General features: G+C 72.1%; 23 protein-coding genes and 2 pseudogenes. 10 read left to right on the top strand and 15 right to left on the bottom strand.

Annotated features, from left to right (window positions below):
• Positions 1-13: 13 nt before the first annotated feature.
• Positions 14-2,200, bottom strand: coding sequence for an ArnT family glycosyltransferase (locus ACQCO7_RS37785; protein WP_464076031.1), 2,187 nt, complete (start codon positions 2,198-2,200; stop codon positions 14-16).
• A 213-nt stretch (positions 2,201-2,413) separates the two neighbouring features.
• On the opposite strand from ACQCO7_RS37785, the gene ACQCO7_RS37780 reads away from it, so the two are divergent.
• Positions 2,414-2,707 carry a carbohydrate-binding module family 14 protein gene (locus tag ACQCO7_RS37780; protein ID WP_464076030.1) on the top strand — a complete coding sequence of 98 codons (294 nt, stop codon included), beginning with the start codon at positions 2,414-2,416 and terminating at the stop codon, positions 2,705-2,707.
• Here ACQCO7_RS37780 and ACQCO7_RS37775 read toward each other — a convergent pair.
• The 3 genes from ACQCO7_RS37775 to ACQCO7_RS37765 are packed head-to-tail and all read right to left on the bottom strand — an operon-like array spanning position 2,704 to position 5,989.
• Positions 2,704-3,639 carry a Gfo/Idh/MocA family protein gene (locus ACQCO7_RS37775; protein ID WP_464076029.1) on the bottom strand — a complete coding sequence of 312 codons (936 nt, stop codon included), beginning with the start codon at positions 3,637-3,639 and terminating at the stop codon, positions 2,704-2,706. The two genes, ACQCO7_RS37780 and ACQCO7_RS37775, sit on opposite strands and share 4 nt — an antisense overlap.
• A 2-nt stretch (positions 3,640-3,641) precedes the next feature.
• Positions 3,642-4,733: a polysaccharide pyruvyl transferase family protein gene (locus ACQCO7_RS37770; RefSeq protein ID WP_464076028.1), complete on the bottom strand. Its 1,092-nt coding sequence runs from the start codon at positions 4,731-4,733 to the stop codon at positions 3,642-3,644.
• Positions 4,730-5,989: a nucleotide disphospho-sugar-binding domain-containing protein gene (locus ACQCO7_RS37765; RefSeq protein ID WP_464076027.1), complete on the bottom strand. Its 1,260-nt coding sequence runs from the start codon at positions 5,987-5,989 to the stop codon at positions 4,730-4,732. The genes ACQCO7_RS37770 and ACQCO7_RS37765 overlap by 4 nt, the downstream gene beginning before the upstream one ends.
• A 186-nt stretch (positions 5,990-6,175) precedes the next feature.
• Here ACQCO7_RS37765 and ACQCO7_RS37760 point away from each other — a divergent pair, with 186 nt between their 5' ends.
• Both ACQCO7_RS37760 and ACQCO7_RS37755 read left to right on the top strand, forming a co-directional pair.
• Positions 6,176-7,105: an NAD-dependent epimerase/dehydratase family protein gene (locus ACQCO7_RS37760; RefSeq protein WP_464076026.1), complete on the top strand. Its 930-nt coding sequence runs from the start codon at positions 6,176-6,178 to the stop codon at positions 7,103-7,105.
• A complete protein-coding gene (locus ACQCO7_RS37755; RefSeq protein ID WP_464076025.1) occupies positions 7,093-8,451 on the top strand; it encodes an NDP-hexose 2,3-dehydratase family protein in 1,359 nt (452 codons plus the stop codon). Before ACQCO7_RS37760 ends, ACQCO7_RS37755 begins: the two co-directional genes overlap by 13 nt.
• Here the strand turns inward: ACQCO7_RS37755 and ACQCO7_RS37750 are convergent.
• The 4 genes from ACQCO7_RS37750 to ACQCO7_RS37735 are packed head-to-tail and all read right to left on the bottom strand — an operon-like array spanning position 8,411 to position 11,929.
• On the bottom strand, positions 8,411-8,866 hold the full coding sequence (locus tag ACQCO7_RS37750; RefSeq protein ID WP_464076024.1) for a VOC family protein: 456 nt from the start codon (positions 8,864-8,866) through the stop codon (positions 8,411-8,413). The genes ACQCO7_RS37755 and ACQCO7_RS37750 overlap by 41 nt on opposite strands.
• Before the next feature lie 8 nt (positions 8,867-8,874).
• Positions 8,875-9,927 carry a Rieske 2Fe-2S domain-containing protein gene (locus ACQCO7_RS37745; RefSeq protein ID WP_464076023.1) on the bottom strand — a complete coding sequence of 351 codons (1,053 nt, stop codon included), beginning with the start codon at positions 9,925-9,927 and terminating at the stop codon, positions 8,875-8,877.
• Between the two features lie 5 nt (positions 9,928-9,932).
• Entirely contained in the window at positions 9,933-11,108 is a 1,176-nt protein-coding gene (locus tag ACQCO7_RS37740; protein ID WP_464076022.1) for a cytochrome P450, read from the bottom strand.
• On the bottom strand, positions 11,105-11,929 hold the full coding sequence (locus ACQCO7_RS37735) for a class I SAM-dependent methyltransferase (RefSeq protein WP_464076021.1): 825 nt from the start codon (positions 11,927-11,929) through the stop codon (positions 11,105-11,107). The genes ACQCO7_RS37740 and ACQCO7_RS37735 overlap by 4 nt, the downstream gene beginning before the upstream one ends.
• 169 nt (positions 11,930-12,098) lie before the next feature.
• Here ACQCO7_RS37735 and ACQCO7_RS37730 point away from each other — a divergent pair, with 169 nt between their 5' ends.
• A complete protein-coding gene (locus ACQCO7_RS37730) occupies positions 12,099-13,274 on the top strand; it encodes a cytochrome P450 (RefSeq protein ID WP_464077393.1) in 1,176 nt (391 codons plus the stop codon).
• Between the two features lie 44 nt (positions 13,275-13,318).
• On the opposite strand, the gene ACQCO7_RS37725 is transcribed toward ACQCO7_RS37730, so the two are convergent.
• Genes ACQCO7_RS37725 through ACQCO7_RS37715 form a run of 3 tightly spaced genes read right to left on the bottom strand, consistent with a single transcriptional unit; the run spans position 13,319 to position 17,728 of the window.
• Positions 13,319-14,743 carry a cytochrome P450 gene (locus tag ACQCO7_RS37725; RefSeq protein ID WP_464076020.1) on the bottom strand — a complete coding sequence of 475 codons (1,425 nt, stop codon included), beginning with the start codon at positions 14,741-14,743 and terminating at the stop codon, positions 13,319-13,321.
• Complete coding sequence (locus ACQCO7_RS37720; RefSeq protein WP_464076019.1) at positions 14,740-15,693, bottom strand: SAM-dependent methyltransferase; 954 nt, start codon at positions 15,691-15,693, stop codon at positions 14,740-14,742. The genes ACQCO7_RS37725 and ACQCO7_RS37720 overlap by 4 nt, the downstream gene beginning before the upstream one ends.
• Before the next feature lie 22 nt (positions 15,694-15,715).
• Positions 15,716-17,728 (bottom strand): carbamoyltransferase family protein, encoded by a 2,013-nt coding sequence (locus ACQCO7_RS37715; protein WP_464076018.1) that lies wholly within the window; start codon positions 17,726-17,728, stop codon positions 15,716-15,718.
• Between the two features lie 300 nt (positions 17,729-18,028).
• Here ACQCO7_RS37715 and ACQCO7_RS37710 point away from each other — a divergent pair, with 300 nt between their 5' ends.
• The 4 genes and pseudogenes from ACQCO7_RS37710 to ACQCO7_RS37695 form a co-directional block, all read left to right on the top strand.
• Positions 18,029-18,433, top strand: coding sequence for a VOC family protein (locus tag ACQCO7_RS37710; protein WP_050374939.1), 405 nt, complete (start codon positions 18,029-18,031; stop codon positions 18,431-18,433).
• Between the two features lie 119 nt (positions 18,434-18,552).
• Positions 18,553-19,288 (top strand): annotated as a pseudogene (locus ACQCO7_RS37705) (acyl-CoA dehydrogenase family protein).
• 5 nt (positions 19,289-19,293) lie between these two features.
• A complete protein-coding gene (locus ACQCO7_RS37700) occupies positions 19,294-19,542 on the top strand; it encodes a hypothetical protein (RefSeq protein WP_464077450.1) in 249 nt (82 codons plus the stop codon).
• Positions 19,478-19,636: pseudogene (locus ACQCO7_RS37695) on the top strand (dehydrogenase); the annotation flags it as partial. The gene ACQCO7_RS37700 and the pseudogene ACQCO7_RS37695, both read left to right, overlap by 65 nt.
• Before the next feature lie 53 nt (positions 19,637-19,689).
• Here ACQCO7_RS37695 and ACQCO7_RS37690 read toward each other — a convergent pair.
• Positions 19,690-20,175, bottom strand: a complete 486-nt coding sequence (locus ACQCO7_RS37690; RefSeq protein WP_464076017.1) for an NUDIX hydrolase — start codon at positions 20,173-20,175, stop codon at positions 19,690-19,692.
• 188 nt (positions 20,176-20,363) lie between these two features.
• On the bottom strand, positions 20,364-21,971 hold the full coding sequence (lnt, locus tag ACQCO7_RS37685) for an apolipoprotein N-acyltransferase (protein WP_464076016.1): 1,608 nt from the start codon (positions 21,969-21,971) through the stop codon (positions 20,364-20,366).
• Positions 21,972-22,220: 249 nt separating this feature from the next.
• Here lnt and ACQCO7_RS37680 point away from each other — a divergent pair, with 249 nt between their 5' ends.
• On the top strand, positions 22,221-22,928 hold the full coding sequence (locus ACQCO7_RS37680; RefSeq protein ID WP_464076015.1) for a hypothetical protein: 708 nt from the start codon (positions 22,221-22,223) through the stop codon (positions 22,926-22,928).
• A 113-nt stretch (positions 22,929-23,041) separates the two neighbouring features.
• Here the strand turns inward: ACQCO7_RS37680 and ACQCO7_RS37675 are convergent, their stop codons facing one another.
• On the bottom strand, positions 23,042-23,593 hold the full coding sequence (locus tag ACQCO7_RS37675; protein ID WP_464076014.1) for a hypothetical protein: 552 nt from the start codon (positions 23,591-23,593) through the stop codon (positions 23,042-23,044).
• A gap of 74 nt (positions 23,594-23,667) precedes the next feature.
• Positions 23,668-24,453, bottom strand: a complete 786-nt coding sequence (locus ACQCO7_RS37670) for a glutamate racemase (protein WP_464076013.1) — start codon at positions 24,451-24,453, stop codon at positions 23,668-23,670.
• Between the two features lie 57 nt (positions 24,454-24,510).
• On the opposite strand from ACQCO7_RS37670, the gene ACQCO7_RS37665 reads away from it, so the two are divergent.
• Positions 24,511-25,689, top strand: coding sequence for a glycosyltransferase (locus tag ACQCO7_RS37665; RefSeq protein WP_464076012.1), 1,179 nt, complete (start codon positions 24,511-24,513; stop codon positions 25,687-25,689).
• Positions 25,690-25,709: the final 20 nt, after the last annotated feature.

Here is a 25,709-nt window from a genome sequence, read left to right as displayed (position 1 = left end):
CCCTGGCCCGGCCTCAGTCGCCGCAGCGGTACAGCGTCTCACCGGTGTCCGTGCCCCCGTAGGCGGAGGCCGGTACGGGGGTGCAGGCGGACCGTACCCACGTGGTGATCCGGGTGGCGCTCGTCGTACCGGACCCGGCCCCGCCAAAGCCTCGACCGCCGCCCACCAGGACGTACCTCAGCTCACCCGCCCCGACGAGCCGCTCGAACCCCGCCTCGGTCGGGAACGGCACCCGGCCGCTGAACCCGCCGACCGGCAGGACGTGGGCGCCGGTGGCGAGGATGTACGGGGACGCGGTGCTCCAGTTCGTGGTGGCGAAGACGTACGACGCGGAGCCCTGACGGGCGGTCGTGTAGGCGAGCAACTCCCGCTGGGAGGCGGCGAGTCCACCGTTCGACCCGAAGCCGCCGAAGGAGAAGCCGGTACCTCCGGCACGTCCGGCGTCCTCCATCAGTCCGCCCGTACGCCCACCCGTACGTCCACCTCCGCCCCACCGCAGCCGGTCCGTCCGGCCGCCCGCCGACACGAAGGTCCCCGCCGCCCCGCGTCCACCCCGCGTGTCGGACGGCCCCACCGCACCCATACCGGTACTGCGGTACGAGGGGTTGAACACCTGCGCCACCCACGCGCCCGGCGCGATCAGTACGGCGGCGAGGGCGGTGGCGAGCCCGGCGAGAGCGAGGCGCCCGCCGAACCGCACACTCGACAGCCCCCCGAACCTCCCCGGCCTCCCACCAGGACGCGCCACCGCCAGCAGGAGGACGGCCGCCGCACCCAGCATCGCCACGACCGGCGCCAGCCACGGCAGGAACGAGCTGAACTCCCCCGCGAGATACGTACTCCACACCGTCGTGGCCGCCACCGCCCCCGGCAGCGCCCAGGCCCGCCGCCCACCGGCCCGGTACGCCCGCCACATCACGACGGTCCCGCCGCCCGTCAACGCGGCCAGCGGTACCGCGATCACGCCCATGTAGTACGTGTGGCCCCCCACGCTCCCCGCGCTGAAGACCAGGAAGAACGTCGCCAGCCAGGTCCCCCAGAGCAGGAACCCGGCACGCAGCCCGTCGGTACGCGGCCGTCGCCGGCTCCACACCAGCCCGCACACGGCACACACGGCGGCGAACGGATACAGCCACCCGGTCTGCGAGGCGAGCGAGGTCCCGAACATCTTCGCCCAGCCGTCCTGCCCCTGACCCGGGCCCTGCCCCTGCCCCCTCCCCTGAGCGCCACCGCCGAAAGCACCGGCATCTGCACGCGCACCCGCAGACGCCATTGCCTCATCGCCCCGCCGAGCACCCCCCTCCCGATGCCCACCCCCCTGAGTCCCGCTCACACTCCCCGTAGAGGCCGCACTGACCCCCAACGAGGAGAACCGGTTCAGGAAGTTGTACCCGACCACCATGCTGAACGCGGAGTTGTCGGTCGTCCCGTCCACATAGGGCCGGTCCTTCGCCGGCACCAACGTCACCGCCACCATCCACGACAGCGACACGGCGGCCATCACCACGCCGGACACCCCGAGGTGAACGACCCTGCGCCGCAAGGGAATCGGCGCCGACACCAGATACACGACGGCCAGCGCGGGCAGCACCGCCCACGCCTCCAGCATCTTGCTCTGGAACCCGACCCCGACCCACACCCCCGCGACGACCAGCGTCCGCACCCGCCCGTCCCGCGCGGCCCGCTGCGTCGCCTCCGCCGCGAGCAGCACGCACAGCGTGAACGCCGGGTCCTCGACAGCCGTACGGAACAACCCGACCGAGACCGGCGTCAGCAGGAAGGCCGCGCAGGCGACGAGTGCCGCGTTCGCGCCCGCCCAGCGGGAGACGAGCCGGTGCAGCACGAGCACGCTCGCCATGCCCTCGATCACCTGGGGAAGGACCAGCGCCCACGGATGGAATCCGAAGACGCGTGCGGACAGCGCCTGTGGCCAGAGGAATCCGGGGAGTTTGTCGAGCGTGATCGAATTCCCGGGGTCGAAAGAGCCGTAGAAGAACGCTTTCCAGTTCTCCGACATGCTGCGCGCGGCGTCGGCGTAGAACGCGTGGTACGAACTGTGGTCGATTCCCCACGTGTAGAGCACGGCGGCGAGCGCGAGGAGGCCCAGCAGCGCCGGTCGCGCGTAGGCGGGCTGGTCGGAGGGGGAGCGCCAGGGAGCTCGCCATGAGGGCGCGGTCGGCGCGGGGACTGTCGTAGCCATGCACAGCAGTGTTCGTCACGCGCCACGCCGACCCTCCCGAATCAGCACCCTCCAAGAGAATTCTCATCGTCTGGAGGACGGCACTTTAATTACGGGGGACGCTTTTCAACCTGTGCGGGGAATTTCATTGCCTGCCGATCGACAGGAGCAGACACAGGATTCGCACAGCCGCAAAGGGCGTGTCGCCCGGTGCGGGCGGTTCGTTGTCCCGGCATGAAGATCCGTGCCTTCTGTGCCACAGTCGCCGCGACGGCCGGCGCCCTCGCGTTCGTACTGGGAGCCGCCTCGCCGTCGTCCGCGCTGCCGAGCGACTACTGCTACGGCGCCCCGGACGCCAACTACTCCCACCCCGAAAGCACGCAGTTGTACGTCGAGTGCAACGCGGGGGTGGCCGTGGTCCACTCCTGTCCGGCGGGCCTGGACTTCAACGCGCACACCCGGTACTGCGACTGGCCCGCCAGCGCCGACCCGGGCTTCAAGGTCTACCCGCCCAACTACCGGCCCTAGAGCACGGCGGCGCGCACGAGCCGCTCAAGCGCACGCGCGTCGCTCAGCACGGCAGCGTCGAACTCCCTGGACCCCGTGCGGACGGCGCCCAGGACCGCGTCCAGGAACAGCGCCATGCTGTCGGCGGGCGGCACCCGCAGCACCCGTTCCCCGTCACCGTCCCGCACCGAGACCGCCGTCTCCGGTCCCGGCGGCATCGAGAAGGGCCGCTCGACGTCAACTGCCGCCCGCGCACTGAGGAGTTGGAGCGTGTTCCGGTAGACGCTGGTGAACCCGAAGTGCCCGACGAGGGTCCGCCCGCCCGCGTACCGGCCGAGCACGCTGTACGACAACACCGCCCCGTCCCCCGCCCGGTCCCCCACCACGACGCTCAGCTCCTGCGGCTCCAGCCCCCACAACACCCGTCCCAGAGACGCGAGATAGGGCCCGGTGTCGAGCAGCGCCCCGCCACCGCGCACGGCATCGTGCCGGAAGTCCCCCGCCGGCACCGGCGGCGTGAAGACGGCCACCGCCTTGGTCGCGTCCGCCGCGAACTCCCGGACGACGGAGAACATCGGGTGGAACGCGTAACAGGTCGCCTCGGCCAGCACGAGCGACGACCGCCGCGCCAGCTCCACCAACTCCGCGACGCCGTAAGGGTCGTAGAGCGCGGGCTTGTCGACGACGACGTGCCAGCCCCGCTCCAGCGCTTCCCGTACGGCTTCGGCGTGCTCGGCGTTGACGAGCGACACGTACGCCAGCCCCGGCGGGCACTCCGCAAGGGCCTTGCGCCAATCCCCGTACAGCGCCCGCGACTTGGGCAGCCCGTCCACGTCGTCCGGCGTCGCGTGGCGGCTGGCGATGTCGACGGCCGTGATGCCCGGCAGGTTCGCGGCGGCGGGCAGCACCCTGCGCCGGGCGAACGCGGAGAGGCCGATGAGCAGGAGGTCCATCGTCAGCCCCGTCCGTACACGCGCTCGGCGACGGCCAGCTTGGCGGCACGCAGTTCCGCCAGCCGATCCCCGCCGAAACCACCGGAGTCGGGCGGCGGAGGGATCTCGGGCGCGCGCACCAGCCCCCACCCCGACCCGGCGTCGATCAACGACTGATGCTTGGTCCCGTAGTACCCGTCCCCCACGACCAGCCCCACCCCGTACGCACCTGCGGCAGCAGCCACCAGATGCGGATGGAACCGCGTCCCGAGCCACCGCTGACCGGCCCGCGCGGGCAGCCCGTTCGCGAGGACGTCGTCGAGGCCGTACCGGCGCACCCCGGGCACCTCCTTCGCGACGGCGTCGAGCACGTCCCGGTCCTTCTCCGGCGAGCACTCCAGCAGCCCGACGTCCGTGGCACCCCACGCGCGCAACACCTCGGCGACGTAACGGGCCGTGTCCTCGGGCGAGTTGTCGGCCAGCAGCGACTGGACGCTCACCATGACCTCCGGCACCTCCTCGTCCGTACGCAGGAGTTGGGGCCCCGGGGCAAGGAACACGTCGTCGCAGTAAGCCCCGTTGGGCGCGAGCCCGGCGAACTCGGCGGACGCCGGGTCCCGTACGTCGACGACGTCGAAGCGGTCGAGGAAGGACCGGGTCAGCCCGCTGTCGTCGGCCGGCGGCCACAGCCCCTGCCCGGTCGCCGCCGTCCGCGCCCCGCTCACCTCCGCGACGGTGGCGATGCCCGCCGGAAGCCCGGCGAAGTACGGCCAGATCGCGTTGAGGTAGCCGCCGCCCGCGAGGTGGATCACCTGAGCCCCGTACAGGTCCGTGAGGCCCGGGTCCCGTACCGCGTCCGTCACGCACGCGCAGACGACGGCCGGATCGTCCTCGGGCCACAGGCGCAGGCACAGGTTCCACAGCGTGTTCGTGAAGCGGGCACGCGGATGGATGCCGTCGAGGTGGGCGGCGGCGGTCCCGGGGTAGAGGCAGTCGACGACGACGTCGGTCCCGGGGGCCGTCCCGGCGAGGTGGCGCAGCCAGGTCGCGGCGATGACCTCGTCGCCGTAGTTGGGGATGCCCGCCGGGCAGACGAGGTAGTGGGCGCCGGTCATGAGGCGCGGTGGAGCGCGGTCAGCTCCTCCAGGCGGGGCACGCAGGACGTCGGCGGCGGGTCGGCGGTCAGATCGTCGTACAGCAGCTCGGCCCCCTCCCGGAAGCCGGGTTCTTCGAGGACGCGCACGAGCGCCTTGCGCAGGGCCTCCCCGTCGAGCCCGGCCAGGTCGAGCGCGAGTCCGGCGCCGTACGCGGTGACCTGGCGCGCGGTGGCCACCTCGTCCCACAGGGGCTGCGGTACGACGATCTGCGGGACCCGGCAGGCGGCGGCCGTGGCGAAGGTGCCGCGCCCGCCCTGGTGGACGATCGCGGAGCAGGACGGAAGAAGGTGGTCGAAGGGAACGTATCCGACGGGCCGGACGTTGGCGGGGTACGGGGCGAGGTCGGAGAGCTGGTCGGTCGTCAGGGTGACGAGGAGGTCGATGTCGAGGTCCGAGGAAGCGCGCAGGAAGTCGCCGAGCGGGAACGCTCTCTCGTGGCAGCGGATCTCCTGCCGGGTCATGCCGAGGGTGAGGACGACCCGGGGGCGGGCCGGGGGTTCGTGGAGCCAGGGGGCGAGTTCGGCGGGTCCGCCGTAGGGGATGCGGCGGACGGGGACGGTCGTGCCGTGCGCGGGGTACGGGTGGGGGCGGTTCAGGTCGACGGACCAGTCCCCGAGCAGGGTCGCGGCGGTGAACTCCAGGCCGTACGGGGCGAGCAGCCGGCCGAGCCAGTCGGCGCCGGGGTCGGTCGCCGGGTCCGCTTCGAGGAGGCGGTCGCGGAGCAGGGCGACGGTGTCCGTGCCCCAGACCAGCCGGCCGTGGGCGGCGCCGCAGAGGCGGGCGGCGACCGGCGCGGGGAACATGAGCATGTCCCACAGGACGAGGTCGGGCCGCCAGGCGCCGGTGAACGCGACGAGTTTCCGCAGCAGGCCGTGCCGTTCGCCGAGGGGGACGTCCGGCGCGTACACCTCCGTGCACAGGAACCGCAGCGCTTCGTGGAAGCGGTCCCACTCCCGGGGGTCGTCGGAGTCGGGGTCCAGGGCCAGGAAGCCGGACTCGTTGTGGGCGCCGGGGCGTACGGGCGAGATGTCGCCCTCGCCGCCGAGCGGTACGGCGGTGAGGCCCGCCTCCTCGATGTGCCGGGCCGCCTCGCGCTCCGGGCCCCAGTCGCCGGTGACCACGACCTCGTGTCCGGCGGCGCGCAGGGCCCAGGCGAGCGGGATCACCGCGTTGAGGTGCGCTTTCACGGGCAGGACCGCCAGGACTACGCGCATGCGGGGCTCCAAGGGGGTGCGGGGGTGCCGCCAGCCTTCCCGGGGCCGGGTCCGGTCGTACATCCGTATAGGCCGATCGAGTTCACATCGGGCTCTCGGCTACGGCACCTGGGTTAACCCGCGCGCTCCCGCGGGGTCCCCGCGCTCCGAACGGACAACGGATGGGTGGGTCGAGGAGAGGACCGGATGACCATGACTTCACTCACGCGGGTCGCCGTCGTAGGCGCCGGATTCCTGGGCAGCGCGCTCGCCTTCGGGGCGGTGGACCGGGAGTGGGACGTCACCGTGATCGGGCGTTCCGATCCGTACGCGCTGCGCGGGCGGGACCCGCTGCGGTTCGTGCGGGGCGACGGGGCCGAGGAGTTGCCTGCTGTCCTCGCCCGGGGTGTCGACTCGGTCGTCATCGCCGCCGGGGGCCGCTTCCCGGTTCCGTCGGCGGACGAGCCGGAGGCCGACGTCGTGGAGACCCTGTCGCTGATCGTCACCGTCTGCGAGACGGTCCGCACCCTCAGCCCCGCCACCCGCGTCGTGTTCCTCTCCTCGGCGGGCGGCGTCTACGCGCCGGGCCCCGGACCGCGCACCGAGTCCCATCCCGCGCGCCCCGTCTCCCCGTACGGCATGTCGCGGCTGGCGGCCGAGGAGTACCTCGACTTCTACCGCCGGGTGCACGGCCTGTCGGCGACCGCGCTGCGCTGTTCCAACGTGTACGGCCGTCTGCTGCCTCAGGAGCGGGGGCAGGGCGTGGTGTCGGCGGCGTTCCGCTGCGCGCTGACCGGGAAGGCGTTCGTGCTGCACGGGACCGGTGCACAGCGTCGGGACTTCCTGCACGTGGACGACCTCGTCCAGGCCGTCCTCGGACTGCTCGCCCTGCGCGGGGAGCTGCCGGGGACCGTCAACATCGGCTCCGGCGTGGGGTGTTCGGTCGCCGAGGTGGTCGACCTGGTGTCCGCCGCGACGGAGCGGCACATCCCCGTCGAGGCGGGGCCGAGCGCCGGGACCGACACCGGCGATCTGATCGTGGACGTGTCGCTGCTGCGCTCCCTCGTCGACTTCGAGCCGCTGCCCCCGGCCGCCGGATTCGCCCTGATGGCACGGGAGTTGACATGTCGGTTCTGATCAGCGGCGCCCGGGACTTCCTGTCCTCGGCGCGTACGGCCGAGACCTCGCTGACGCCGGACCCGGAAGCCTTCCTGCGCGAACGCGCCGCCGCGTCCGCGTTCCGGGTGGAACAGGTCCCGCTGGACTCCCTCACGAACTGGCGCCTCGGCCATCGACTCGGCCATGTCTCGGGCCGGTTCTTCACGGTCGAGGGGCTGTCCGTGCGCACGACCTTCGGTACGACGCCCCGGTGGTGCCAGCCGGTCATCGTGCAGCCCGACATCGGGATCCTCGGCATCCTGGTCAAGCGCATCGACGGCGTCCACCACTTCCTGATGCAGGCCAAGATGGAGCCCGGCAACACGGCGCTGGTCCAGTACTCCGCGACCGTGCAGGCGACGCCCAGCAACTACGAGCGGGTGCACGGCGGGAGGGCGACGCCCTACCTGGACTACTTCCTGCGCCCCGGCTCGCGCGCCGTCGTCTTCGACCAGCTCCTGTCCGAGCATTCCTCCTGGTACCTCTACAAGAGGAACCGGAACATGATCGTGGAGATCCCGGAGCACGAAGAGGTGCCGGTCGGGGAGGAGTTCACCTGGCTGACGCTGGGGCAGCTGCGGGGGATGCTCGCGCTGGGCGACCGGGTGAACATGAACGCGCGGACCGTCCTGTCCGCCGTCACCTACGCGGACCCCGCCGCCCCGCCCGACACGGGGATCGTCGGGTCCCATCAGCGGCAGACCTCGGACGGTGACGTCGCGGCGGCGATGACCTGGCTCATCGACCAGAAGGCGCGGTTCGACCTGGACGTGCGGCGTATCAGCCTGCGTGACATGCCGGGCTGGATCTGCGACGGGCACAGCGTCCGGCACGAGGAGGGCCGTTACTTCCAGATCGTCGGCCTGTCCGTCGGGGCGACCAGCCGCGAGGTGACCTCCTGGACACAGCCGATGCTGCGGCCCAACCCCGGCAACGTCGCCGCGTTCGTCTGCCAGCTCCGCGACGGGACACTCCAGTTCCTGGTCCAGGCGATGGCCCAGCCGGGTGCCACGGACCGGGTGGAGCTGGCCCCGACGGTCCAGCTGACGCCGGGCACGTATCGGGGGCTGGGGGATCTGCCGCCGCTGGCCGAGCTGTTGGACCGCGATCCGTCGTGGACGGTCCTCGACAGTGTGCAGTCCGAGGACGGGGGGCGTTTCCAGAACGCCGACACGCGGCACCTCGTCGTCCGGGTCCCCGACGGCCTGACGGTCGAGGCGCCGCCCAACTACCGTTGGATGACGTTGGGGTTGCTCAACCGGCTGATGCGGATGGGGTATTACGTCAATGTGGAGACGCGGAGTCTGATGGCCTGCCTGCTGTGAGGTTCCTGGCCAACTCGCCGGCCAACTCACTCGCCCGGAAAGCCGCGTTGTCGTGGATACCGATGACGTACCCGTCGATGTCCCGGAAGTAGAAGACCCGTTGGCCCACGTCGTCCGTCAACGGCCCTTTGAGGATCTCGGCCTTGCGGGCGACGCGGTCGTGGAAGGCGTCGAAGTCGTCGACGGTCAGATAGAGCATCCCGGCGAGGCCGATGGGCTGCTCGGCGAGCGGGGGCAGCCACTCCTTGAGGTCGGCGTTGCTGTAGAGCAGGCCGCAGAACTCGCCCTGGCGCAGCAGGAGATGGACGTCGTCGCCGGGGCGCGCGATCGTGGAGTCCACCTGGAATCCGAGGGACTCGTAGAAGGCGATGCTGGCGGCGGTGTCCCGGACGCTGATACATGTCGTGAACGGCATGGGTGCTCCTAACGCTCCTCGGTGCGGGACCGCTCGGCGGTACGGGACCGCTCGGCGGGATAGAACTGCTCGGCCCACTTCCGGTACCTGCCGATCGGGCCGTCCCCGGCCGACAGGCGCGGCGTGCGCTGGTACGCCTGGTACTGCCACACCGGCAGGTCCGGGAGGCTGCCGGTGGCGTGGACGGCGTAGAAGACCTCCCGCAGGAGGCGCGCGCCCAGGGTGCCCAGCGGGCCGTGCGAGCCGGTCGTCGCCGTCGCCGCGAACCGGAACTGGGTCCGCCAGGGGCCGACCGGGGTGGGCAGGGCGAAGAACCTGGTGCGGGCGGCGCCGAAGGGCAGGGCGCATTCGATGACGGTCAGGCCGAGGCCGTGGACGGCGAACGTGTACTCCGTCTCGACCCGTCCGATGCGCGGGAGCGTGCTGACGACCTGGAATCCGCCCGTGCAGCTGGGGCCGTCGAACGCCACGTCCGGTGTCCTCGCGAGGGTCGCGCCGTGGAGCTGTTCCAGGTGGCCGAAGTCGATGACGTTCTCGGTCATCTGCTGCGGGTGGCTCGCGACCTCGTACATCGTCCCGCGCGGGCGCTGCCAGCCGGCGGCCGGGATCGCCGGGGGTTCCCAGGACGGGGGTTCCTGGCCGTGCCACACGAGGACGAGGCCGCCGGTCTCGCGCACGTGCAGCGTACCGAGCGTGGCGCGGGGCGCGGGGTGTTGGTACGAGGTGCGCAGGCAGGGGCCGTCGAGGCTGAACGTGAACCGGTGGAATCCGCAGGTGATCTCGTCGCCGGAGACTTCGCCCAGGACGCCGAGGTGCGCGCCGAGGTGGGGGCAGTGGGGGTGCAGGGCGCGCAGGACGCCGCTCGCGCCTCGGGCGAGGACGACGTCCGCGTCCGCGAGGCGGCGGGTGAGGAGGGCGCCGGGGCGGATCTCGTGGCTGAGAGCGAGGCAGAACCAGCCGTCGGGGTGGGGCAGGGGGGTCACTCCGTCGAAGGTGGTGGGTGTCGCCCCCGCGCCGTGCCGGAACAGCTTCAGATGCCGGCGTCCGAGGAGAAGCGCCACGCCCGTCACCACCGCACCGGCAGTTCGGCCAGTCCGCCGGTCAAGGCGTTCTGACGCATCGTCAACTCAGCTGGTTCCACGGCCAGTTCCAGTGTCGGGAACCGCCTCGCCAACTGCCCCAGCACCACGCCGAGTTCGATCCGCGCCAGCGGTGCCCCCTGACAGTACCGGCCCCCGTACCCGAACGTGACGTGCCCCGCCGCCCGGCGCGTGATGTCGAGCCGGTGCGGGTCCGGAAAGACGCAGGGGTCATGGTTGGCCGCGCTGTTGGCGAGCAGGACGAGGTCACCGGCGCGGACGGTCGTCCCGTCGATGTCCAGGTCCTCGCGCGCGTACCGGGGAATGCCGCCGCCCGTCCCCTTCGTCGAGGCGCGGAGCAGTTCCTCGACCGCGCCGGGGATCAGCGAGGGATCGTCCACCAGCGCCCGCCACTGCTCCGGGTTCGTCAGCAACAGCAGGACGCCCAGGCCGATATGGACGACCGTCGTCTCGTGCCCGGCGAACAGCAGGGCCATCGACAGCCCGGCGATCTCGTCGTCCGGGACGCCCCCGGTCGCGACCAGCCGGGAGATCACGTCGTCGCCGGGTCCGGCACGCTTGCGAGCGACCAACTCGCGGCCGTACCCGAAGAGTTCGAGCATCCCTCGCTCGCATCTCGCCGGGTCGCCGAGGGTGGCGGCGTCGTCGGTCCAGGCGCGGAAGCGGTCGCGGTCCTCGTAGGGGACGCCGAGGAGTTCGCAGATGACGAGGACCGGCAGCGGGACGGCGAGTGTGGCGTGCAGGTCGGCCGGGGGGCCGTGTTCGGCGAGGTCGTCCAGCAGTCGCGCGGTCAGGGTCTCGACGCGGGGTGTGAGGTCCCTCATGATCCGGGGGGAGAAGTGCGGGCGCAGCAGGGAGCGGATGCGGGCGTGGTCGGCGGCCTCGGTGGCGAAGTCGCCGAGCAGGCCGTTGAAGACGGTCTCGTCCGTGCGCGCGGCGGTCTCGGGGGTGGGGTGGGTGCGGCCGAGCCGGTCGTCGTCCAGCAGGTTCCGGACGTGCTCGTGGCCGGTGACCAGCCAGGCCGGGTCGCCCATCGCCGTACGGACCCGGTGCACCGTTCCCCGGTCCTGGAGTTCGCGCAGCCGGGCCGCCATCCGTAGCGGGTCCCCTTGTTCGAAGGGGAGTCGGGTCACGGCGGTCATGCGCGGGGGTGCCGGGCGACGACCAGGAGGTAGCCGAGCAGGGCGGGGTCGATCACGGCTTGCGGGTCGAAGTAGCAGCGGGCTTCGGTGTCGTCGGGCGGGATGTCCAACGCCCGTGCGCGTTCGGCGAGTTCGGTGAACGACCGGGGGACGGTCTCGTCGGTGATGTCCAGCATCTCCACGAACTCCAGTCCCGCCGACCGCAGAAGGGCCGGATAGTCGTCGAGTCGCGCGCTGGTCGAGCCCATCGTCTCGTGCAGGGCGCGGGCTCCGTCCGAGGGTGCGGGACGGCGGAAGAAGTCGGTGAGGACGACCCGCCCGCCGGGACGCAGGACGCGCCTCACCTCCCGCAGGACGTGCGGCCGGTCGGGCATGTGCGGCATGGATTCGAGGGCGAAGGCCGCGTCGAACGAGTCGTCGCCGTAGGGCAGTCGCATGGCGTCCGCCTGCTCGAAGGCGACCTGACCCGGGAGCTGGGCGGCCAACTGCCGGGCGCGGGCGACCTGTTCGCCGCTGACCGAGATGCCGACGACCTCCGCACCGGTCCGGCGCGCGATCCGCAGCGCCGGGGCGCCCACCCCGCAGCCGACGTCCAACAGCCGGGATCCGGCACCGATGCGCAGGCGGTCGGTCATGACGTCGGTGAGCCGGTCGGCGGCCTCGCCGTAGGTGAGCGCGCTGTCCGGGGTGTCCCAGTACCCGAGGTGGGCGTTGAAGCCGTCGCCCCCGACGAGGTCGGCGGCGAGCAGGGTCATGCGGTCGTACATCAGGCCGACCTCCTCGGCCACGGGGGCGGGGGTCGTCACGGGGTCTGTCGTCATCTGGTCCTCCTCGGGTGCCTGAACTCTGTTTCCGTCGGCCCTCGCACGAAACGCTTCCCGCCGGGAGAGGCACCGTTCGAGGGAAATGCTGACGCCGTATGGGTACTTCGCGGAGGGCGGGCGGCGCGCGAGCGGGGAACGTCCCGTCACCCACGCGAAAGAGGTCCCGATGCCCGAGCCCCTCGACTACCCCTTCAACGAAGGGCACAGCCTGGAACTGTCCGACCTGTACGAGGAGGCGCTCGCGGACGACGGGCTGCGGCGCGTACGGCTGCCGTACGGCACACCGGCGTGGCTCGCCACCCGGTACGCGGACGTCCGCACCGTCCTGGGCGATCCCCGCTTCAGCCGCGCCGCCTGCGCCGTCAACGACGAACCCCGCGAGGCCGAACTCCAGGTCAACCAGGGGATGATGGCCATGGACCCGCCGGACCACACCCGGTTGCGGCGGCTCCTGTCGAAGGCGTTCACCGTGCAGCGCATCGAGCGGATGCGGCCCCAGGTACGGGAGTTGACGGAGCGTCTGCTCGCCGGCATGGTCGCCGCCGGTCCGCCCGCCGACCTCGTGGAGTCCCTCGCGCTGCCGCTCCCCGTCACGGTGATCTGCCGGATGCTCGGCGTGCCCGAGGCCGACCAGCATCTGTTCCGTACCTGGAGCGAGAACACGGTGTCGAGCGCGGTCGGCGCACGGGAGGCCGAGGCCAGCCGCCGGGACTTCCACGCCTACATGTCCGGCCTCGTCGCCGAACGCCGGGAGCGGCCGGGGGACGATCTGATGTCGGCGCTGATCGCGGCGCGGGACGACGAAGACCGGTTGTCCGAGGCGGAGTTGTTCGAGCAGTGCGTGGGGCTGCTGATCGCGGGCCACGAGACGACGGCAACCTCGGTGCCGAATTTCCTGTACACGCTCCTCCAGCACCCCGACCAGCTGCGGCGGTTGCGTGAGGACCCCTCGCTGATCCCGTCCGCCGTCGAGGAGTTGCTCCGGTACGTCCCGCTGCGCACCGGCGCGCTCGCCGCCCGCTGGGCCACCGAGGACGTCCGGGTCGGCGGGACGCTGGTCCTTGAGGGCGAGCCGGTGGTCGTCTCGGTCGGGTCGGCGAACCGGGACGCGCGGCGGTTCGCCGAGCCCGGCCTCCTCGACCTCGGCCGGACGGGGAACCAGCATGTGGCGTTCGGGTACGGCGTCCACTACTGCCCCGGCTCGGCGTTGGCCCGGCTGGAGATCCAAGAGGCGTTGCGGGGACTGCTGTTGGGGTTGCCGGGGCTGCGTCTGGCGGGGGACGTGGAGTGGAAGACGCGGATGTCGCTGAGGGGGGTGCGGCGGATGCCGGTGGAGTGGTGAGCGGAGGGGGGTGAGGGGGTCGGGGGCCGGGGGCGGCGTACGGATCACCTCGGGTCCGCGTATGCCGACGGATCGCGGCTGCCCGGCCGCTCGGCGTTCCCCGGCTGCTCCCTCTTCCCCGGCTGCTCCCTTTTCCCCGGCCGCTCCCGCAGGGACATCGGCAGCGAGCGCGGCGTGGAGGAGAGCCGGGGTGTCATCCGTGCGTGTGCCCCCGGCAGCGGGTCGAGTTGCCAGCGGGCCACGATCGACGCGAGCGCGAGGGTCGCCTCCGTGAGGGCGAAGACCTCCCCGATGCACTTGCGGGCGCCGCTGCCGAACGGCGTGAACACCCCGCGCGGCGGCCGTCCTTCGCCCTCGCGCCAGCGGTCGGGGTCGAAGCGTTCGGGGTCGGGGAAGAGGTCGGCGCGGTGGTGCACGATGTGCGGGCTGTAGATGACGATCGAGCCGGCCGGGAGCCGGTGGCCCGCCAACTCGGCTGCCCTGGTGGTGACTCGGGTGAACAGCCAGCCCGGCGGGTACAGGCGCAGCGTCTCCATGACGACCCTGCGGGTCACGTCCAGGCGCGGGACGTCGTCGTGCACGGCGACCCGTCCGGCGAGGACGGAGTCCACCTCGGCGTGCAACTCCTCCCGGACGGCGGGGTGCCGGCCGAGCAGGTACAGCGCCCAGGACAGCAGGGGAGCGGTGGTCTCGCTGCCGCCGAGGTAGAACGTGAAGACCTGGTCGTGGAGTTCGTCCTCGGTGAGGCCGTTCCCGTCGTCGTCGCGGACCGCGAGCAGGATCGACAGCAGGTCGCCGTGGTCGACGCCCGCGCGCCGGTAGTCGTCGGTGAGCTGCGCGACGTACTGCCGCAGGCGTGAACGGGCCCTGACGAAACGGCGGTTGCCCGGCGTCGGCAGCCGGTTCAGGACCGACCAGGGCAGCAGCATCCGGCGCATCATGCCGGTCATCACGTCGTGCATGCACAGCCGCAGCTCCCCGAACGTCTCGTCGTCGAGTTCGGCGGCGAACAGCGTGCGGGTCGCGAGGTTCGCGGTGAGTTCGTTCATCGTGGCGAGGACGTCGAGTTCACGGCCCTCGGTCCAGCCCTGGAGCATCGCGGTGATCTCCGAGGACATCACCTTCGCGTAGCCGGGCAGGCGTTCGCGGTGGAAGGCGGGCTGGAGCAGCCTGCGCTGGCGCCGGTGGTCCTTGTACGGACAGGTCGCGAGGCCGTTCCCGGCGACCGTCCGTACGAGGTCGAAGATCGCGCCGCCCTTGTCGTACGTCCGGTCGTCGACCAGCACCTGATGCACCAGGTCGGGATCGCACAGCACGTGGAAGGGCACCGGGCCGAGCTTGATCCGGACGAGGTCGCCGTGCGCGGGCAGGGACGCGAGGAAGGCGAGGGGGTGTCTGCCGAGGGGGAGCGCGTGGCCGAGGACGGGGAGCGCGCCGGGGGCGGGGGCGACTCGTACGGGGGTGGTCATGCTCGGGGGGCCGTGTCGGCGCGGGCGGGTGCCGGGGCTTGTGCGCCCGCACGGTCGTACTCACGTGGACCGGCGCCTTCGTCCGTACGTTTCCGCGCCACCCAGCACCCCATGATCACCTTCCCCTCCACGCACCCGTCCCGCAGCGCGGGCAGCGACCGCGCGAGCAGGTTCTCGAACCCGTCCGCCGTCAGGTCCGGCCGCTCGTCCCCCGCCGGGTCCGAACCCGGCTCGGCAGGCGCCCAGTTGGGCCCGATGTCGCCGTGGTCGTCGTACCGGGACACCGACTCGACCTCGAACCCGGCCTCCTCCAGGTACCCCTTCAGCTCGCCGAACGGGATGACGTGCGGGATCGCGAAGCCCTGGCACATCGGCTCCACCCAGCGCGCGTGCTCCGCCTCGGAGAGACCGTCGGCGCAGAACCAGTCCGCGCCGACGAAGGCCCCGCCGGGCCGCAGCACCTTCGCGATCCCGGCGTACACCTGCCGCTTGTCCGGCGCGTAGCAGAGCGCCTCGATGGAGAAGACGCCGTCGAACTCCCCCGCGCCGAAAGGCAGGTTCATCGCGTCGGCCTCGACGAACGTGAGCCGCTCGGTGTCGGCGTGCAGCGAGCGGGCCACGCGTACCTGGTGACCGCAGATGTTGACGCCGGTCACCTCGGCCCCGGTGTGCTCGGCGACGGTCGCGGCGGGGCCGCCGATGCCGCAGCCGACGTCGAGGAGGCGGTCGCCGGCGGTGAAGCGTCCCTGGTCGGCGAGCCAGCGCTGCATCGTGTGCTGGGCGTCGTGGAGCTGCTGGCCCTCGGTGAACCAGGCGAGGTGGAAGGAGTCGGACCAGACGTCCCGGCAGACGTCGGTGACCTGTTCGTAGTACCGGTCGACGACGCGGGCGTAGTGGTGCTCCCGGTCCTCGGGGGTCCTCACCAGCTCCAGGTACTCGGCGTTGCGCATGCGGTTGCCTTTCGGGTGTCGTTCAGGAGGCCGGTGTCTTCGGGGAGGCCGGTGTCTTCGGGGAGGCCGGGGCGAGGGTGAAGAATCGTTGCTGCCACAGAGCGTGCAGTTCGGACCGGGTCTCGTCGGTGAGCGGCCCGACCGGGCTCGTGCCGTCCGCCTTCTCCAGCACCGCGAACAGCTCGGGGGACACGGCGGCCCGGGGTCCGGTGGCGTAGTCGAGGAGGATCTCGTGACTGACGGCGCCCTCCGCCACCGTCCTGACCAGCCTGGTCACCGGGCGGAACGTCAGGACGAGGTCGTCGAGGCCGGCCATGAACCCCGGGCGTCTGCGGACCAGGAGGTCGTCGACGACGGCGCAGTCCAGCTCGGTCGTCAGCAGACACGTCAGCACGTCCCGCACGCTCTGCACGATCGGCTCGGCGTTGTTGTTCATCGACGTGTTGAGCAGCACCGGCGTCCCCGTGAGCGCGCCGAAGCGGCTGATCAGGCGATGGACGCGCGCGTTCGCCTCGGGGTCGACGATCTGGACGCGGGCCGTGCCGTCGACGTGGGTGACCGCGCCGAGGTGCTCGCGGTGTTCGGGGCGCACGCTCACGACGTACGACATGAAGTCGTGGTGCGCGGTGGTGTCGGTGAGGTCGAAGTACGTGTCGGCGGCCTCGGGGACGACCATCGGCGCGAACGGCCTGAAGCTCTCCCGTTTCTTGATCATCGCGTTGATCCGGGTGCGGTTCCCGGCGGGGCGCGGGTCGGCGAGGATGCTGCGGTGGCCGAGTGCGCGGGGCCCGAACTCCGAGCGCCCGTACGCCCATCCGACGACGGCGCCCTCGGCGAGCAGGCGGGCGGTGGTCTCGACGATGTCGGCGGGCCGCTCGTACTCCACGAGCCCGCTCCACGCCCGGACCGTCTCCTCGACGGCGTCCGCGCTGCCGAGGCCGGGCCCGAGGCTCGCGCCGCGCATCCGCTCCTTGAGGCGTACCGTCCCGGACAGCGCCTCCTGCGCGAGCAGCGCGGCGCCTTCGGCGGTGCCCGCGTCGTGGGAAGCGGGGTGCACGAACATCTCGGTGAACAGGCCCGAGCGCAGGACGGCGCCGTTGAGGCTGCAGTTGTGGGCGACGCCGCCGCTGAGCACGAGCTTGGTGTGCCGGGTGGTGCGGCGCCAGTGCGTCAGCACGTGCAGGACGATCCGCTCCAGCATTTCCTGGAGTCCGGCGGCGAAATCCTTGTGGTGCTGTTCCAGCGGTTCGGTCGAGCGCCGGGGCGGCATTCCGCAGGAGAAGAACGTGTTGCTGACGTATTCGAAGGCGAGGGCGTGCGGCGGGAATTCGTAATCGCCGTCCGGTCCGAGCGTGTACATCGAGTCGAACACCGGCCGGTATACGGCGGGGTCTCCGTACGGCGCGAGTCCCATCACCTTGTACTCGTCGCCGAACCTGAATCCCAGGTGTCTCGTGGCATTCAGGTAGAGGAGGCCCAGCGATTTGTGCATCGCGAACTTGGTGAGGATCTCCAACTCGCCGCCGGTGGCGCCGAACACGGTCCCGGAGGAATCCTCGCCCATGCCGTCGAGGACGACGACGAGGGCCTCCGACATCCCGGAGCGCACGAGGCCGGAGACGGCGTGGGCGCGGTGGTGCGAGGCGTGGAACAGCTTCTCGTCGGGAAGGTCCCAGGCCAGGGCCTCCTTGAGGCGGTCCTTGATGAGCCGGCGCGAATAGCGCAGGGGGACGGCGGGGTGGTCGGCGTAGAGGCCGTTGAGCATCAGGTCGAGGTACTGCTCGGGAAAGTAGTAGCCGACCCCGTCGATGTCGGCCGGGGTCGCCCCGGCGATCTCCAGGCAGGCCCGAACGGCGTTGCCGGGGAATTTGGTTGTGTGTTTGATCCGGTTGAGCCGTTCCTCCTCGACCGCCGCGATCAGCACGCCGTCCTGGACGAGGGCGGCAGCGGCGTCGTGGTACATGTACTCGCGCAGACCGGGCACGATATCGGAGTTCTCGGGGGAGAAGTTTCCGTTCAAACCGATCGTCAGCATGTTCGACAACGTAGTGGCGTGGAACACACCTCTGCAATTCGAACAAGGAGGCATCGGACAGCTGTACACGTTCGGCCGAACGTGTGTGGAAATCCCGTCACGGGGGCGGTAGTCACGAGGCGGACGCCCAGTCGTGTGGCTTTCGTGGCGTTGGGGAGGAGAGGTCTGCTTTTCGGACAATTTTCCCTGTGGCGTCCCCTCGGCGGATAGCCTGGACCGTGTCGGCGCACGTGCGTCCGGGGGGACACCTGTCGGCGCCCCTCCCCTGCCCCGACCCCGTCAGCGGAGAGGAAAGTGACCATGCAGGTACTGCCGCACGTGGACTTCTTCGGGCGTTGCGAGGAGGCCGTCGAGTTCTACAAGTCCGCCCTCGGCGCGGAGGTCGAGGTCCTGCACCGCTACAGCGACTTGCCGGAGTTCCACAACGTGCCCGACGAGTTGGGGCACAAGGTGCTCCTGGCCACGCTGAAGATCGGTGAGGGCCGCCTGACCTGCGGTGACGTGATGCTGGAGCCGATCCAGTACGGGGGGTACTCGATCCTCCTCGTCCTCGACTCCGTGGAGGAGGCCGAGCGGCTGTCGACCGCGCTGACGCACGGCGAGGGCGAGGTCCACTTCGAGATGACCGAGACGGCGCAGGAGGACCAGGCCCACGGGGTGTTCGACCAGTTCGGGGTCCGCTGGTACTTCCACGTCAAGACCTGAGGGGTCCCGTCGGCGTGGCTCGCCGAGACCGGCGCCGCCCCGACCCGCCTCAATCCGCTCGGCGGCGGCACCGCCAACGCCACGCTCGTCGAACTCGCCTGCCGACAGGGGGTGTCGCTGTGCGCCGGGAAGTCTTCACCGCCGGTCACGGGGCGTTCCGCGAGCCGGTCAGAGATGTCGTCGCCAAGGAGGCCGTGCAGCACTACGGCGAGGGGGAGAAGGCGGGGCGCGTGCCCCGGTCGTTCTTCGAACAGCTCGGCACACTCGGCCTGTTGGGCATGGCGGTCCCCGAGGAGTACGGGGGCGGCGGGCAGCCGGACTGCCGCTGCAACGTCGTCCTCGACTACGTGTTGAACGGCGCGAAGACCTTCATCACCGGCGGGCCGGGACACGGTCGAGCTGTCCTTCGACGACGTCCGGGTGCCGGCCGCGAACCGGCTCGGCGAAGAGGGCGCCGCCGTCGGCTACTTGGGCCACAATCCGCCGCTGGAGCGGATGGCGGTCACCGTCGGCTCGGTCGCGCAGACGCGGGCCGCGCTCGACACCACCGTCGACCACGTCAAGGAACGCCGGGCGTTCGGGAAACCGGTCACCTCCTTCCAGAACACCGAGTTCGAACTGGCCTCCGTCGCCACGGAGTTGGAGGCCGCACAGGCCCTCGTCGACGGCCGCCTCTCCGGCGCCGCCGCGGCGAAGGTCAAGCCGTCCTGCACGGAGGTCCAGGCCCGCGCCGTCGACCGGTGCCTCCAACTCTTCGGCGGATACGGCTACATGCTGGAGTACCCGATCGCCCGCATCTACGCGGGAACGAGCGAGGTCATGAAGGTCATCGTCGCCAAGTCCCTGGGATCGTGAACCACATGAGCCCCACCAGTCCCCCGGACGACTTCTCGCACAGGCCCGGCGTCGCGTTCTTCAACCTCGTACAGCCCGCCCTGCCGCAACTCCGGGAGAACAAGGGCACCATCGTGGCCGTGACGACGGTGGCGACCCGCCGCTACCCGGTGCGCGCCGGCCGCCGAGGAGGGCCGGTACGGGGTCCGCGTGAACCGCGTGGCCCCCGGGCTGCTCAGCGACGGCATCGCGGGCCGTCTGATCAGCACCGGTGAACTCGACGAGGCGGCGCGCGCGGTGACCCGGCGCAACATCCCGCTGCGCCGGTTCGGTACGGCGCGGGACGTCGCGGAGGCGGTCGCGTTCCTCGCCTCGGACCGTGCCGGGTTCGTCACCGGGCAGGTGCTCGGCGTGGCCGGCGGCTACAGCGTCCGAGCGGGGTTCTCGAACCAGGTGGGGCCGTCGTCCGCCTGGGCCTGCTTGATGCGGGCGACCGCGAACTCGGGCAGCTCGGGCAGGTCGTCCACGGCGAACCAGCCGACTTCGAGGGACTCGTCGTCGTTCACACGGGCCTCGCCGCCGGTCGCGCGGCAGCGGATCGTGATGTCCATGAACTGGACGTTGTCGCCGTTGGGGTAGGTGTGCTCCTCCAACGCCTGGACGAGGACGACGCGTTCGGCGACGCAGTGCACCGCCGTCTCCTCGTACACCTCCCGCACCGCGCACACGGCGGGCTGCTCGCCGGGGTCGGGGATGCCGCCGATGACCGACCACTCGCCGGTGTCCGAGCGGCGCCCGAGGAGCACCCGGCCCTCGTCGTCGAAGACGATGGCGGTGACCCCGGGAAGCCACAGGAGCTGGTGTCCGGCAAAGGCCCGGATCGCGCGGATGAACTCAGGAGTTGCCATGCCCCGACCCTAACCGGCCGATCTTGGTGGACCGGCCGGTGTCGGACGCAGTACGCCGGATGTACGGCCAGGGGTCACCGGCGCGCGCAGCGCAGCACACGCCCCGACGCAGCGCACCCACGCGCCGGGCGCACACCCGTCACGTACAACACCGCGCGCACGCCCCGCCGGCAAGCGCCCGCGTACGCCTACGCGTCCCCCGCGCGCCGGGCGCGCAGCCCCGAGCCGATCGCCCACCCGAGCCCACCGGCGGCGACCAGCACGAGCAGCATCTCGGGCAGGATCCCCATCTTCGTCGCCGGCGTCTCGGAGGACCGCAGCGGCACCTTCTGCACAAGCGAGTCGGCGACGAACATGCCGGTCTTCTGCGTGATCCGCCCGTCCGGCATGATGATCGCGCTGACGCCGCTGGTGACCGGGACGACGACCGTGCGGCTGTGCTCCACCGCGCGCACGCGGGACATCGCGAGCTGCTGGTAGGTCATCTCGCTGCGGTCGAAGGTGGCGTTGTTGCTGGGGACGGAGATGAGCTGCGCGCCGTGCGTGACGGTGTCGCGGACGTCCCAGTCGAACGCGGCCTCGTAGCAGGTGGCGATGCCGACCTTCGTGCCGTTGATCGTGAACACGCCGGGCCTGGTGCCCCGGGTGAAGTTCGAGGCCATCGCGGTCCACTGGGGGTTGATCGCCTTGACCAGGCCCTGGAGCGGCATGTACTCGCCGAACGGCTGGATCTGCCGCTTGTCGTAGGTCTGTGTGGGCCCCTTCTCGGGGTCCCACAGGATCTGCTCGTTGAACAGCTTCCCGTCGCGCTCGACGACGCTGCCGACCGAGACGGGTGCGCCGATGGCCCGCACCGCCTGGTCGATGACGGCGGTGGCCTCGGCGTCGGTGAAGGGGTTGACGTCGGAGGAGTTCTCCGGCCACAGCACGAAGTCGGGCTTGGCAACCTTCCCGGCCTTCACCTCGGCGGCCAGCCGCTCCGTCTCGCGCGCGTGGTAGTCGAGTACGGCGCGCCGCTGGGCGTTGAACTCCAGCCCGAGGCGGGGCACGTTGCCCTGGATCGCGGCGACCGTGACGGTGCCGTCCTCGGCCTTGTCGCTGACCAGCGTGCGGGCGGCGAGCGCACCGGCCACGGGGACGGCGACGCTGAGCAGCGCGACCGCGGCAGCCGGACGCGTCACCGCGCGCGCGAGACGGCGTTCCCGGACGAGGCGGACGGCCTCGTACAGCCCGAACCCGCACAGGACGACGGCGAAGCCCAGCACCGGCGTCCCGCCCACGGCCGCGAGCGGCAGGAACACCCCGTCGGCCTGCCCGAACGCGATCTTCCCCCACGGGAACCCGCTGAACGGCGCCCGCGCGCGGGCCGCCTCCCCGGCGGTCCACAGGGCCGCCGCCCACACCGGCGACCCGGGCAGCTTGGACACGGCGGCGACGCCGACGCCGACCAGGGCGACGAAGAGGGCCTCGATGGCCGCGAGCGCGAGCCACGGCAGCGGTCCGACCTCGACGCCGGTCCACTTCAGCAGGGGGACGAGGAAGCCGAGGCCGAAGAGGTAGCCGAGACCGAGGGCGGGCTTCCAGCTCCGCCCGCGCAGGACCCAGCCGAACGCGGCGAACGCGGGGAGCGCGAGCCACCACAGGGGGCGCGGCGGGAAGCTGAGGTAGAGGAGCACGCCGGAGAGCACGGCGACGGCGGCCGGGGCGAACCGCAGGAAGCGGCGCCCGCGCGCGGGAGGCGCGGCCTCGGGCTCCAGCTGTCCTGCGGGCTCTGCGGGGGGTGCGGTGACGGTCACTCGGGGAGTGTACGGCGGGTGACCTTTTGGCCGACAGTTCGGTCGGCGGACCTCACAGCTCGGCGTTGTCCACAGGTCATCCACAAAATCCCGTCCAGCCGTTACGGTGTGGCCAGCTCCGGCGAACGGCCGGTGGGGGGCGCGCGTCCGGGGCGGAGACGCTCGGGGGGCTGGGTGGGACCGACGGGGACGTCCGTGACCGGTGACGGTACGGACGGTGAGAGACGAAACGTTTCCGACGCGGTCGGCATGGCGGTGCTCGCGGCGTGTGCCGGGTGGGCGCTGGTGTCGGCGGGCGCGAACGGCGGGCGGGCCGAGGGGATGCTGCTCGCGGTGCTGGCCGTCGCCGCCGGGTACGCGGCGGGCCGGATGTCGGGTGCGCTGCTGCCGGTGGCCGCGCCCTGTGCCGCCGCGTTCGCGGGTCTCGCGCTGACGGTCGCGGCGCCCGAGCTGTCGCCGGGTCCGGAGAGCGCGGCTCCGCTGGGGCGTGCGGGGGCCGAGGCGGCTGTCCTGACGCTCGTGGCGGGCCTGGCGTGCTGCGCGGCCTGGGCGAGCCCTGTGGTGGCGTTACGGCTCCCCCTGAGGCTTCTGGCGGCGGTCACGGGGGCGGCGCTCGGTTCGGTCGCGGCGGTGGTGACGTGCTGCGGGGTCCTCCTGGCGTCCCTGGCGGCCGGGCGCACGGGCCGGGGCGCGGGTGTCGTGGGGCTGGCCGCCGCCTTCGCCTGGCTCCTGCACGCCCTGTGGCGCTCGCCCCGCCCCACCCCGGTCGCTCTCACGGCGGGCGCCTGCCTGACCGCCCTCGCGGCCCTCGCCCTGGTGGGCAACGTCCTGAGCTTCACGACGGTCTCGGCGGGCGTGGGCCTCCTGGCGGGCATCGCGACGGCGAGACCCCTGCCGGAGGAGACGCGGGGGCCGGGCGGGGTGGTGCGGGCGTACGAGGGGGACGTGGCGAGGTGAGGGTCACGCGCACGTGGGCGCCTGCTCGAAGACCAGTCTCCACGCGCGCGTACCTGTGCGGGAACGAGCCCCCGCGCGCGTGCCTGCGCGGAAGCGAGCCGTCGCTCACGGCCTCAGTGCGCCGCCCCCGGCCGCGCCGACCTCAGCCGGTCCCTGATGACCCGTACGGCCGCCTCCGCGTCGTCCACGGTGATCGTGAACATGTGCCCGTCCCAGAGCCGCAGCACGACGCCTTCGCCCCGGCGTACGACGACGGCGGTCCCCTTCTCGGGCCGCCAGCGGTAGCCCCAGCCGCCCCAGTGGCGCGGCGTGACGTGGGGGTCGAAGTCGGCGTCGGCGACCTGTGCGAGGGGGATGCGGCGGCGCGGCAGCCCCATGTGCCCGCAGCGCACTTCGAGGCTGTCGCGGTCGACCTTGAGGGCGACGTGGAGGAAGGCGAGGGTGCCGAAGAGGACGAGGAGCCCGGCGGCGATGCAGCCGACCACGGACATCGCGAGGGGGGCGACCCCGGAGGTCCAGGCGGAGTCCACGGCGAGTTCGATGCCGAGTGCCAGGCAGGCGGCGCCCGCGAGCGCGGGCAGCCACTGGAACCGGTTCGTGGCCCGTCCGGTCCACACGTCCGGGTGCGGGGTCTGCTCGTCGTGCTCGTCGCGGGGGTCCCTCATGCCTACGAGGTTACTCAGGTTTCTCCCGGCGGGGAGCCTGTCTCGCGGAGTGGCTGGTCCGAGCGGGTCACGCGCTACGAGGCGACCGTCGGAACCGGCAGGGAGCGGCCTTCCGCGTACGCGAACGCGGCGTCCGGCAGCACGCCCTCGCGCCCGTTGAGGAGCACGGTCAGCCCGCCGGTGGCGGGGGCGTCGGGCGCGGGCGGGGCGCCGATGCGGCGCAGCGTCTGGGCGGCGACGGCGTCGGCGGAGGCGTGCAGGACGAGCGGGGAGCGGCCGGGCCGCTGGAGGGCCGTGCGGATGCGTTCGGCGAGGAGTTCGTAATGGGTGCAGCCCAGGACGACGGTCGTTACATCGTCCGGCGTGAGCGCGGCGGCGGCGGTGATCGCGGCGTCGATGGCGGGTTCGTCGGCGTGCTCGACGGCCTCGGCGAGCCCCCAGCAGGGCACCTCGGCGACGCTGACGCCGCCCGCGAAGTCGCGGATGAGGCCGCGCTGGTAGGGGCTGCCGGTGGTGGCGGGCGTGGCCCAGATGGCGACGGGGCCGCCGAGGGCGGCGGCGGGCTTGATCGCGGGGACGGTGCCGACGACGGGAATACCGGGCTCCAGGCGCGCGCGCAGGGCGGGCAGGGAGTGCACGGTGGCGGTGTTGCAGCCAATGATCAGCGCGTCCGGCGCGTGCGCGGCTGCGGCTTCGGCGACGGCCAGCGCGCGCGTGGTGACGTCCTCGGGGGTGCGCGGGCCCCAGGGCATGCCCTCGGGGTCGAAGGAGAGGACGAGATCGGCGTCGGGTCGCAGTCGCCGTACCGCAGCGGTGGCCGCCAGCAGGCCGATTCCGGAGTCCATGAGCGCGATCTTCACCCGGCCACGATAGACGATGGCCCGGCCCGGGCCCCGGCCGTGGGGCAGACTGCGCTGGTGAGCGCCTTCGTGTGGATCGCCGCCCTGTCCCTCGTGTCCTGGCTGTGGCTGCTGCTGTGCCAGGGCTTCTTCTGGCGCACGGACGTGCGCCTGCCGCCCGCGCCCGAGGACCCCGCCGACTGGCCGGACGTGTGCGTCGTCGTCCCCGCGCGCGACGAGGCCGCCGTGCTCCCCCTGAGCCTGCCGTCCCTGCTGGCGCAGGACTATCCGGGCCGGGCGGAGGTCTTCCTGGTCGACGACGGCAGCACCGACGGCACCGGCGACCTCGCGCGCGCACTGGCCGATCAGTACGGCGGTCTGCCGCTGACGGTGTCGTCGCCGGGTGAGCCGCCGGCCGGCTGGACGGGCAAGCTGTGGGCCGTACGGCACGGTGTCGCGCTGGCACGCGCACGGAAGCCCGAGTTCCTGCTGCTGACGGACGCCGACATCGCGCACGCGCGTGGCAGTCTGCGCGGGCTGGTGGCGTCGGCGCGCGCGGGGGGCTACGACCTGGTGTCCCAGATGGCGCGCCTGCGCGTGGAGAGCTTCTGGGAGCGGCTCGTCGTACCCGCTTTCGTGTACTTCTTCGCGCAGCTCTACCCGTTCCGTCGGATCGCGCGCACGGGCGGGCGTACGGCAGCGGCGGCGGGCGGGTGTGTCCTGCTGCGGACGGAGGCCGCCGAGCGGGCGCGGATCCCGGACGCGGTCCGGCACGCGGTGATCGACGACGTGGCTGTCGCGCGGGCCGTCAAGGGGAGCGGTGGGCGGATCTGGCTGGGGCTCGCCGAGCGGGTCGACAGCGTGCGGCCGTATCCGCGTCTGCACGACCTGTGGCGGATGGTCTCGCGCAGCGCGTACGCGCAGTTGCGGCACAACCCCCTGCTGCTCGCCGGCACGGTCCTGGGGCTGGCGCTGGTGTACCTGGTGCCGCCGCTGGCCCTCGTCGCGGGCGTCGCGGCGGGGAGCGCGCCCGTGGCCGTGCCGGGCGGCCTCGCGTGGGCGGTGATGACGGCGACGTACGTCCCGATGGTCCGCTACTACCGTGAGCCTCTGTGGCTGGCGCTCCTGCTGCCGTTCACGGCGTTCCTGTACCTGCTGATGACGGTGGACTCGGCGGTGCAGCACTACCGGGGGCGGGGAGCGGCGTGGAAGGGGCGGACTTATGCGCGCCCGGAAGCCGTCCCCGACGAAACTTGAGTAATCAAGGAAAAGGTTTT

The sequence above is a fragment of the Streptomyces saintjeani genome, from assembly GCF_055409605.1.
Note: the sequence above shows the minus strand (reverse complement) of the source record. Positions and strands in the feature narration are given on the sequence as shown.